The 11,167-nt window shown below is 59.5% G+C and carries 8 protein-coding genes; 6 read left to right on the top strand and 2 right to left on the bottom strand.

The annotated features are described in order from the left end of the window. Positions 1 to 1,015 precede the first annotated feature (1,015 nt). On the bottom strand, positions 1,016 to 1,186 hold the full coding sequence (locus tag K359_RS63785) for a hypothetical protein (RefSeq protein WP_165125932.1): 171 nt from the start codon (positions 1,184 to 1,186) through the stop codon (positions 1,016 to 1,018). Positions 1,187 to 4,441: 3,255 nt separating this feature from the next. Here K359_RS63785 and K359_RS0144195 point away from each other — a divergent pair. From K359_RS0144195 to K359_RS0144185, 4 genes are all read left to right on the top strand, one after another. Continuing rightward, positions 4,442 to 4,732: a hypothetical protein gene (locus K359_RS0144195; protein WP_029084814.1), complete on the top strand. Its 291-nt coding sequence runs from the start codon at positions 4,442 to 4,444 to the stop codon at positions 4,730 to 4,732. Positions 4,733 to 5,109: 377 nt separating this feature from the next. Further along, on the top strand, positions 5,110 to 6,117 hold the full coding sequence (gene trpD, locus K359_RS0144190; protein WP_029084813.1) for an anthranilate phosphoribosyltransferase: 1,008 nt from the start codon (positions 5,110 to 5,112) through the stop codon (positions 6,115 to 6,117). 245 nt (positions 6,118 to 6,362) lie between these two features. Beyond that, entirely contained in the window at positions 6,363 to 6,548 is a 186-nt protein-coding gene (locus tag K359_RS60130) for a hypothetical protein (protein WP_084518780.1), read from the top strand. 596 nt (positions 6,549 to 7,144) lie between these two features. Beyond that, positions 7,145 to 7,405, top strand: coding sequence for a hypothetical protein (locus K359_RS0144185; protein ID WP_029084812.1), 261 nt, complete (start codon positions 7,145 to 7,147; stop codon positions 7,403 to 7,405). Positions 7,406 to 7,543: 138 nt separating this feature from the next. Here K359_RS0144185 and K359_RS62455 read toward each other — a convergent pair whose 3' ends face one another. Beyond that, positions 7,544 to 7,957 (bottom strand): hypothetical protein, encoded by a 414-nt coding sequence (locus K359_RS62455; protein WP_156929041.1) that lies wholly within the window; start codon positions 7,955 to 7,957, stop codon positions 7,544 to 7,546. Between the two features lie 484 nt (positions 7,958 to 8,441). On the opposite strand from K359_RS62455, the gene K359_RS0144180 reads away from it, so the two are divergent. Both K359_RS0144180 and K359_RS0144170 read left to right on the top strand, forming a co-directional pair. Continuing rightward, positions 8,442 to 9,566 (top strand): M20 family metallopeptidase, encoded by a 1,125-nt coding sequence (locus K359_RS0144180; protein ID WP_029084811.1) that lies wholly within the window; start codon positions 8,442 to 8,444, stop codon positions 9,564 to 9,566. Between the two features lie 1,338 nt (positions 9,567 to 10,904). After that, a partial coding sequence (locus tag K359_RS0144170; RefSeq protein WP_029084817.1) for a transposase occupies positions 10,905 to 11,167 on the top strand: 263 nt, incomplete at its 3' end.

Raw genomic sequence — 11,167 nt, 5'->3', positions numbered from 1 at the left:
ACCGGCGGGGCGTCCGCCCCCCGTTCGCCCAACCTACACCTCAAGCGCGTTGCAAAGTACGGGTCGTCAGGCGGTGAAAAGCCGAAGGCAATCCCGCGCGCCTTGTCAGAGCAGATGTGCGGCCACATCAAGCGGACTAAAAAAAGCACTCTCACGAATAGGACGGGTTAGCCAAAGCTCCGCTCTCAACTTCCGCTTGGGAAGCTGAAGTCGGCTGCCGCGGGCACAGAATCGGTCTCAAAGTGCTGAACCAAGGGCTGAAGCACTAATGCGGCCGCTCACCGCGCGATATCGTTTGCGAATAGATCATGATGCGCTTGCCCCGCGAAGGCGGGTGGTCAGGCTGACTACGAAAGATGCGCGATGACCGACTTGCGGACCTGATAATCACTCCGACGGCGCGAACTATCGCCAAGAAGTCGTCGAAGCTCCCCCTGAGGCCAGCCGCGTGAGATATCCTCTCCACTGCCGCCTCTCGCTTGGCGGCAGTGATCCCGGGTTGGCCTCCCGTCCGTCGCACACAGAAGAACACTTGCGACGTGAGCTGGTTGAATGGGCTTCCGGCGACGCCGAACCTATGTTTCTGCACCCGCTCTGCCTCGTCCCCTAAACCATCATGCCGTCGCGCGAATCTTAGCAAATAACATTGCCGCTTCGGATGGTCCTAGCCCAACAATACCTACAAAGCTCGGCGGCGGCCTTGGGATGTGCCGATCAGTGGGTCTCCAGAGGTGAAGGCAGTACCGGCTGTTATTGACATACTGCGAATGCGGCGGATGCAATTGCATGACGCATTCCTCCTCATCCCAGAACAAGTCTTTGACAAAGCACATCTCTTGCCAGTTCGGACAACGCCGCGGCGTCGAAACGGCGACCTGCTCCCAGCCCGGACGGACGAAGCCACTGATTTTCAGTTCACTCCCGCAAGGGCCCTGCACCAAGAACAGCCCCCCGGGGCCTGATCCTGGTACGCTGGCGAACTTGCCGGATCGTACGCGGCCGGCTTCCAGCTTCTCTATGATCTGCGCTCGCACGCACCCTCCTTTGCTTTACGGATCGCTTTGAAGTCGACGTAGATGACGTTGTTTGGCAACTCATGAGCCGGCGCAAGCTCCGTCAGCAGCGTAGCGTTCGAGCACCACTCTCCAGCGAACCATCTGCTGAGAAAGCCGCAGATGTCCATCATCACTTGTTCTCCCATTACTTAGTTCTCGGAAGCTCACATCCTCTTCAAGCACCCGACGAACGCCTTCACTGCACTCCCCGATTGCATGAAGGCCGGCGATGCACGAAGTGCTCGATCCGATTCACCCGCGGAATTGACCTCCACACTCACGAACACCCGATGGGGTAACCAGCCCCGCCAGACAACTCGGTCACGAAGCGCGCTTTTGGCGACACATCTTACTTACCCATGCCCGCGGGCGCTGATCAGCCGGCGCCGGACAGAGTGCGCTTCAGCAAGGTAAGATCCGCGCTCGATCTCCCGCACTTGCAAAACGAGTGTTCATTAGCCTTTCCGTTCAGGTCTCTCGGCAATATGAAATCCGTCAATCGACGCGTATCACTTCATCCCTCCCGTTCTGATGTCGCATCCGATATCCGTTTGTGCACTCGATTATGGCTCGCCGAAACGACGTCACGCCGCACGGACTGACGCGACGCAAGAGCAATATCGGCTTTGGCCCGATGCGGCCTTGTGACGTGGCAGCACTTGAATCATTCGCAGCTCTCGCCGCTAGCGGAGCCTGAAACAATGCCAATACGTCATCTATGTGACCATGAAGAGCTTGTCGGACCAAAAATTCGAACGGGCGCGTCTGGCTCGTGAATGCTTGGCACAATGTGTTTCGGATCGAGTTGATAGCATCCTACGGCTCCTCGCGAGGATGATCAGACATGACGAGTTAGTCCTTTGGACAGACCATCACTGCGACCATCCGCGGATCTTCAGGCGCGTCGATACAATGCAACAGCTGGCGCATCGTTGCGGGTATGACGTCAGCAAACATTCACGCTTGCCTCCCATTACTGGTGTCGGCTTTCAGACATCGATGTCGCGGCTCCGACAATCGTCGATTGGTCCACAGCGCCGCACTCTAGAGGCACGCATCTAACCCTTGTCGAGCGGTGCGGGCACTTCTCGGTTACTGGCATGCTGATTGCTGTAGTGTCGAAACAGGAAGGACACGCTATCCCGACATCAATTTGCAATGGACTCGTTGTTTGGTTTTGACTTATGCATTGCCAAAGCACGTTTCGGACTTGCACGGTATCCCCTGATCGATGATACGCGACCAAATCGACAGGCCGCATACCTCACGCGCAACAAGCCGAATTCTGACACTCCGAGCTTTGGAAGACGAACTGATGGATAACACGAGGCGTCCGGACGCTAACCTTTTTCCCTGGACCAGTGGAGCATGCGAGGAATGACGCACTGGCGCGCACCAAAGCAGTCCATGATGAAGCATTACGCTGCTGACCGCCGCTCTTGGCAGACGCAGAGGAGATGGAACCTGTTGCCGCTGGCCGGGCTTCTCCTTCATGCGCTGCTTTGGGCCAGTATATGTTGGATCATCGCAGCGTCCTTATGAGCGAAACGATGAACCAGAGGAGATCTCAGTGGATGGGTGCTGGTATAGGAGGGCCTTTCGATGCCCTCGTGTACCGCGGCCGCGGTCTTGCAATTGTTGAGTGGCTAGATATGAAAACCTCCGAGGTCAGACAGGCAGGTGCAGAAGTGTTGGATATCGCGGATTATCGGACTTATATGCCTGCAAGCTTGACTTGACCTGACGGCAGCTATTTTCCCATCCGGTATTCGGTACTACGCCCGACAAGTGCTTTACGGTTCTCGCGCAAGAACAGGACTAAGATCGGCGCGCCGGCTCGATAGTAGGCGGATTAGCTTTCGAGAAGCTGACGAAAAGAATACGCCTGCGCCTATACAATCCCCTGTAGGTCGTTAAAGCGGCTCGCTGCGCTGAGGCGGCACGCTGACTGGGATTCGATTGGAACGATTTGTGCGAGAGAGGACCGTCTGGAGATTCTCGGCACGGCAGCCTCTGCAATGAATCGCCCGCCCGAATACCGAGCGAGATTGTTGCTCACCGTTGGCATTCGTGGCGATCTGCCGATGGAGGCTCCATCGACACGCGAGATGCTACGACTCTTGGCCGGGCCAAGTGCCCCGCTCGTTCTTGTGCGTCTGCCACTCTAGGGCGCGCCGAGCGAGCTTGTCGTATTCCTTGGCTATCTTGAGAAGTCTATCTCTGGCTTTGCCGTACGCCAGCGTTTCCGCTTTCTCTCGCGTTGCTTCCGCACGGCCGCGCCAAAGGTCGGGATCGTAGAGTTTACTCTTCGGATTCATAGCGATGAACATGCAATTTGCAGATCAAACAAATGTGACAGTGGCGCTCCGTACAATTACCTAGCAGTGACGCTTGTGGCCCGGGGTTACCAGCGAGTAGACACCAACGGTGCGCGCAAACTCACACTTGCCCTGAGCGTGGCCATAGAGACGCCGCGGTTTACAAACACTCAGCGCGAGGTTTCGCCGGAGCACACTCGTCCTGCTGACGGACCCTGTAGATCCCAAGACGTATTCAGACGATAGGGCTTGAATCGCACGTAGCGTCAGATTGTACGATCCTGGACAAGTGGGGACTACTTCGAACAATCCAGGCGTTTCCCGCCAAATCCCAAGAACTGCGAATGTTTCAAACACCCAAGCTCAACCCGCGAGATTCAAAGCACACTTGTCTGCACCTTATTGGTGGCTGGTCCAATGAGAGGTAGAAACAATTGCGCTCTTCGAGACATGGACGGCCCCTTTCGATCGTGGCATGCGCAGGGGAACGGACGCCCGGTACTGACGCCAACTCGATTGCCCCCGCTCTTGCGTCAAATGAAGTGGCACGCACGTTGCGGGACCGCGCCGAGCGTGACAGGGGCACGCGCGATGACAGCTTTGCCTGCGCAGTCGAGTGCATCGTTTGTCAATGGATTGAGCAGCCCTGCCTTGGGCGCTCCTCGCCGCCTTTCCTGGCCCGAGGTCACAAGTCCTGTTCGATCCTGCGTCGGGACGACGATGGCCTCCTCCGTCGGTTGACTCGTCATTAGGCTGCGGCCGCACTTTAGACTCATGCAAAAGCCTCCCAATGCCTCACGAGATCGGGGCGTGACCGCGGCCACCGCACGATCACCGAAAGCTTAACCGTGATCAAATTGTTCGGTCAGTGCAGCTGCGAGTGCAGCCCGGCGCTCGGCGCCGGCAACGACAGATGCTGACAAGTCGCTGCGAAAATACCGACTCCCGGCCCGGATGGTTTCGCAAGAGAAAAGAACGGTCTCGCAGGCGCTTACCTAACAATCCGGCATGTCTTCGGTCGGAAGGCCTGAAGAACATGCCGCAAACCAACCGACGCGAAGGAACACCATGATTCAAAACCGGCGGCTTCGTTTGGCTTCGCCCCTGAAGGCTGCCATCACCCTTGCTTTTGCAATGACCGCCCTCATCCCAGAGCGAGTAGACGCGCGCGATCAAGCGCCGACCGTAGAGGAGAAAGAAGCCTGCATGGAGGACGTGTTCCGCCTGTGCAGCAACCATATTCCGGATCGCGTCGCCATCATCGCTTGTCTCAGATCCAAGCAATCGAGGCTCAGTCTGAAATGTCGCTACATGATTTCCGCTGGCGACGCTGGCAAGAAGAGTAACGAACCGAAATGAGGGGATGGCGAACCAGGTGGCTGCTCCTTCGCCTCAGGCTCAGAGATTGCCGACCGTGACCAGCAGGCCGTCACGCGATGGCAGGACAACAGGCACGGGCGATCGAGAACGACGTCGATAACTTAGAACTGACGGACACGGTCGCCGATTACTTCTATCGGGCAGCTCAGCCTGGAGCGCTTGACCCTCACGTAGCGTCAGGTTGTAGCCTCACGAAGGAATCGCATTTAAGCGGCAGATACGCAAGCATCGAGGACGGTCTGCCGCGAGCGGGTGCTCGCACAACAATATCAATGCAATTGACGCCACGCCTCGTCGACGAAAAGTCCCTTATTGAACGAGGAGCCCGAGGATAGACAGGTAACGTGTAAAGTTCGATGGAAGCGCTTAGATCGATCATTGGCAAAGTTGCCAGCGGCACCACTCTGACATGTGAGGAAAGTGAGTTCGCCTTCGACAGCATGATGTCGGGTCAAGCGAGCCCTTCGCAGATCGGTGGCTTGTTGCTGGGAATGCGGGTCCGCGGCGAGACCGTCGAAGAGGTCACCGGCGCGGCCTCCGCGATCCGCAATAGAATGCCACGGGTCGATGCGCCATGCGAACCCATCGGTATTGCTAGCACGAGCGATACCCCGTTTTGCTCAGTCAACGTGGAGACGTGCGCCTCCTTTATCGTCGCCGGGGCCGGCGTTCCTGTCGCCAAGCACACCGACTGCGCAGCGTCATCAAGCTCGAGCGCCGCGAAAATTTTGGCGCGCCTAGGCGTGAAGACCGATCTCACGCCTGAAGCCGTTGCTCGTTGTCTACAGGAAGCCGGCATCGGCTTTCTGTTTGCGTCGGCCCAGTATCCGGCCATGCAGCGTATTCGCCAGATCCGGACTGCACTTGGGACTCGCACGATTTTTAATCTAATCACACTTCTGTCCAACCCCGTGGGGGTTAAGCGGCAGATGGTCGGAGTGTTCTCTCGTGAATGGGTGCAGCCACTGGCCCTAGTGTTGAAGAACCTTGGCGCCGAATCGGTGTGGGTGGTGCACGGCTCGGACGGGCTCGATAAGATAACCCTTGCCGGCCCGACCTTTGTTGCCGCGCTCGAGGCGGGTGCAGTCCGCACCTTCGAGGTGACGCCAGAAGATGCTGGGCTCCCCCGCCACACCGAGGCGCTGGAGAGCGGCGATGTGGATGGCAATGCCGTCGCGCTGCAAAGCGTGCTCGGTGGCGCAGCAAGTCGATATCGCGATGCCGCCCTTTTGAACGCGGCGGCGGCATTGATCGTGGCCGGCCGGGCCTCCACGCTCCAGGAAGGCGTCGCACTTGGCCAGGAAGCGCTTGATCGCGGCGCCGCAGCCACCCGACTGGAGCGCCTGATCGCGGCTTCCAACTAATGACAACTGAGTTGAGCCCTGTTCAGTTGTGGCCGCCAAGGCCGACGTTCACAAGCGCGAATGCGCGCTGCTCCTGCGAGGCTTGCGAGCTTGCGCCGCTTGCCCATGCATCAACGCAGTTGGCATCGAATAGGTGGCGCAAGAGGCGGCCTTCGTCGTCGGCGAGAGCCTGTTGCGGCGCACCGTTGCCGAGGTTTCAGAGCCCGCTACGTGGTGCTAACGCTGCCGGCCAAAGGAGATGATCGATGACGTCCGCACAGAAAACGGAAGCACTCGGATCCATCGCAACGATAGAACACATCATTCGCAAGTTTAGGGAATTGATTGATACGGACAGCTCGATCCCCCCGGAGCTGCGGGGCGCGCTGCACGCAACACTCGATGAGCATCTTATCGATGCAAAAAAGCGTGTTCTCTTACGGGGACATTAAGCGCGCCAATGCCCTGCATAAGGAGAAACAATTTGCCCTGGCCGGCGCCCGCCAGTACCGCAATCGGCATGATCCTGTCCGCACGGCCAGTCGGCGACGTTCCAGCCATGCACCGATCGCGCCGACGGAATCCAGCAGCATGGCCGCCCCTTTCTGCCTAGCGGGGATAGGATTGAGCTCGACGAGATCGAGCAATTGCTCATTGGTCTACAGAGAAAGCCAAGCACATTATATCCATCGAGATGGTCCAGCTTCAGGCCCGTTCTCACGCACGGCCGTCGGCCAAACCGTCGCGATTGCCTTAGGCTGACTGCCGCGTTCGGCCTGCCGGTGAGCCATGCCGAGATTGCCACTTTCGGCGGAACCACGGCGCTGGTGATCGAGCGCCTGGCGGTGGACGAAGGATGGCCGCTTGCTCCGGCTGCCGCAGGAGGACTGCTGTCAGGCGCTGTCTGCTTGCCGCTACGCAAGTATCCGGGCGCGGCGGCCGGCAGGGTGGAGCTTCTTGATCTGCCAAAAAGGCAGCGATGTCCCTTCCGAGGACCAGGCGATTCTGCTGAGGGCGCAGATTCTCTTTTGGCCGATCGGCGTAACGCATGCAGAAGAAGCTTGTGACGTCGGTAGGGACATACAACTCCTACAGGATTGCCGGCGTACAGGGGCGGCATTTCGTGCAGACCCGCGAAACGGCGGGCGTAGCGAAAAGGCTCGTTCGGGATTCTATTGAAGCTATGGCAACTACCGCCAAAGCTGCTCTCGACAAGATCGAAAGCAAGCTGCACACGGGATTTCTCGGATCGATTCATACGTCGGTAAAAGCTGCCCGTCATGCGTCATGCAGCGCCTGGGTTCATTGAGAGTGCAATACCGGACAATCACGGTTGCTGCCGCCGGCCGACTAGGTGAAGTCGATGCCGCCGATGCCTTGTCACCTGCGCATTGTGGATCACGCGTTCCATGACGCACCGGCTCCCTCGTTTGGAAGTGAGTTGCCGTCACGCATTGCCGGACATCTCCTCCACTGCTCGGTCTTTGCCAAATCGCTGCGAATTGACGAAGCCGGCACGCCCGACATCACCAACACGGCCGTCGACCGAACGCTGCTGCAAACAAGAGCTGTCAACAGACAAAAAGCGAACCCGCGCATTTTCGGGACATGTGCCTTCACAAAGCCCGATGTGCTGAACCGAGCAGCCGGGGAACAGCGAGGCCTCGGGCAAACCCTCCCGGCCGGAGCGGGAGGGTGCCTCCGCCTCTTCGATGCGCGCGGCCATACGCAGGAATGCGTGCGGCCCAGACACCAAAGCACGTGCAGCTACCTCGTGGAACGAGCAAAGATCGACAAGATTGTCTCTCAGGGTGTTGTAGAGCGCTGCGCTATCACGGCACGCGCGCGTGCGAGCCGGCACTCACGGCTTCTCCGGTCTCCGGCAAGCACATCCTGCCGGAATAAGATCACGAGCAGCGCATCGAATACGTGCACTTGAAAGAGGAAGGCGGGCGGCCGGCTCCACAGGTGCATTCTGCGCTCCCGCCGAAGCCAAGCCGTGCCAGGGAGCGGCACGGCAACGTTCCTGGATTGATGTCGTGGTCAGGCATTTTGCGCAACAGAAGGCAGGTCAGCAATGCGAGGACGGCCCATACCAGGGCGCGCTCCTGAGCTCTACAATTGCGCCGACACCTACCAGCCCTGGTAGCTCAGTTACTGTCGATAGCCGCGTAGCATCATTGCCGCGGCAAGACCAGGCTTCACAAGACCAGGCTTCAGAAGGCACAGGTGCCCCACAACAATTGCGCATCTTAAGATCTTCGCGCGAGATCATGATAGGATTACCGTGGATCTTATCCTGATCTTGTATGAGCGATGAGAGGCGAGTTCACAGGCGTCAGGCGATGTCCAGCAATCCGTTTGGAGCAACGACAATCCTCGAGGGTATCCGACGTTGGGTTGAGATAGAGTCTCCAACGGAGCGGCCGGATCAGGTCAACATGCTCGTCGACCTCGTCGCCGCAGGCTATGGCGACTTGCCGGCAACTGTGGAACGTGTCGCGGGACGCGACGGCCGAGGGGATCACCTGATCGCACGCTCGTCCTGGGGCCAGGAGGCACCGGGCGTCCTGGTGCTGAGCCATCTCGATACCGTACACCCGATGGGCTTCATCGAGCGCCTGCCGTTCCGGATCGACGGCGACAGCGCGTTCGGTCCCGGCATCTACGACATGAAGGGCGGCGCGTATCTTGCGTATGATGCCTTCCGGCGGATCTGCGCCGATGATGCGCGCCCGCCGCTCGGCATCACCCATCTCTACTCATCGGACGAGGAGATCGGCAGCCCGACCTCGCGGGCGCTGATCGAGGCCGAGGGCCGCAAGGCCAAATATGTGCTGGTGACCGAGCCCGCGCGCGACGGCGGCAAGATCGTCACCGGACGCAAGGGCGTCGCGCGCTTCGACTTGCATATCAAGGGCGCACCGGCGCATGCCGGCACGCGCCCCGAGCACGGCCGCAGCGCGATCCGGGAACTCGGCCATGTGATCCTGGCGCTGGAGGCGATGAACGATCTCAAGCGCGGCATCACCGTCAATGTCGGCGTCGTCCGCGGCGGCACCAAGCCGAACGTGATCGCCGAGGAGGCCTATGCGGAAGTCGATCTGCGCGTGCCGACCATCGCCGACGCCGACGAGCTGGTGCCGAAAATCCTCGGAATCACCGCGCGCACCGAGGGCGTCACCGTGAAGGTGACCGGCGAACTGAACCGTCCGCCCTACGAGAAGAGCAACGCCGGCGCAGCACTTTACGAACACGCCAGGGAGCTTGCCGCCGAACTCGGCTTCGAGCTGCTCGATGTCTTCACCGGCGGCGGCTCCGACGGCAATTTCACAGCGCCGCATACCGCGACCCTCGACGGCCTCGGCGTCGACGGCAAGGGCGCGCATACCCATTGCGAGCAACTCTACATCTCCTCGATTGAGCCGCGCGCCCGACTCCTCTATCGCCTCTATCAGACACTGCAATAATTTCGACCAGCCGCCGGCCGCGACCGCGGCGTACGCCGGATCGGGGACGCGCTCCGATATTCGCGCCGCACGCCTCGAAATGGCGCAATGGGTCACATAAATCCCTTCCTGTCAGGCCGACCTGATCGAACACCATCCGGATCTCGCATTGGGCACTGAGGCTTCGGTGCCCATCCGACTGAATTTTCATGACTACCGCACGGCCGGATGTCCGGCCGCGAAATTGACTGCGACTAGAGCGGGTAGCTGCCGCGCAGGCACGAACCTTTCCGGCCGGGGCTCGTCCGCCCGAACCTTGTTGTCAACTGGGGTGGCATTGTGACGCACATCGAGACACAGAATGAGTCAGCAACAACACTGTACGCGGCGTTTTGCGAGCAGACCTTGGCGCTTAGGCACGTGCATACAGGCTGCCAAGAGGACTTGAACCGGACGTAGCGTTAAATTGTACAATCTTAGGAAGGCGCGAGTCTTCATCTGCCGTCCGGACTGTGAAGGATTTCGAATGTCTCACATGGGCATAGCCACGCCGCAATGCTTGGGCGAGATCCTGGTCCGCGACAGCCGACCGTTCGAGATGTCTATGCGTTGCGTGTTGATCGCGGCGCCGCGGCGAGCAGGCGGTTGTGAAGGGGCTGCCATCCCACAGCGATACCGTTCAGCTGTCCTAAGCCGCATCACCGCAGAGTGGCCGAGGTCAGAGAAGATCAACTTAGACCTCGCTTCAAAGACAATCAAAGCGGCGAGCCAGCTTCTCGCACCGCTTACAGCGCTTTTGGGCGGTCCCAGCGCGCAAGCGCGCGACTACGGCGACCTGCAAAGCTCTTGCGTTGCAACGCCTCGCTCGGCGTAACCGGCGCGACATCAGAAGAGATAGCCTGGCATTCAGGAGCAGCAAGTTGAACGAGCCCGATGACGTCAAAAAGGTTCTGTTAGTCGACCACATTGAAGGCCAATGCCGGGCCATTATCGGCTTCAAAGATGAAGACCCTAGAGCGGCCTTTATGTGCGGCGAGCCCGTATACCAAAGACCGGGCAGGAAACCGTCATCGTGGTGCGCCTATCACCACCGCCAGATGCACGCGAGCGCTGTCGAGCAGAGCCGAGCAGGTGATCGCGTGCCTGAGATCTCTCAGGCAATATCCATTGTTCCCACTCCATGACAGCCATCGAGAATAGCGTTGTCCTGCTGAGTCGGTATGATCATACCCGAAAAGGCCACGCGAAGCATGTCATCGAGGGTTAGACGTTTCGTACGCCTCCGGTGGAGGCCGCCTTCCCGGATCGGGTTCGAGCGTGAGATGGTTTGCGCATTAATTCGCAAACAAATGAGCAAACGTGACGACGGTTACGGTTCTGTGCGGTCCTGAGCGGCGACGGCGGAGGACGAGTGCGGAGAAGCTTCGGATCGTGGAGGAGAGTCTGGCGCCTGGGGCCAGTGTTGTCGAGGTTGCTCGGCGACACGACGTTCACCGCAATCTGGTTACGGCCTGGCGGCGGCAGGCGCGGACCGGTGTCCTCGCTTGCGGGGCCGAGCCGATGCAGCGGCAGGATGACGAGGTCGGTTTTGCGCCAGTCTCCATTGCGCCAGACCGGCAACC

Origin of the sequence: Bradyrhizobium sp. th-b2 (assembly GCF_000426785.1) — a bacterium.
GTDB lineage: Bacteria > Pseudomonadota > Alphaproteobacteria > Rhizobiales > Xanthobacteraceae > Bradyrhizobium > Bradyrhizobium septentrionale.
The sequence above is the reverse complement of the archived record's forward strand: the minus strand, read 5'-3'. Positions and strand labels throughout refer to the sequence as shown.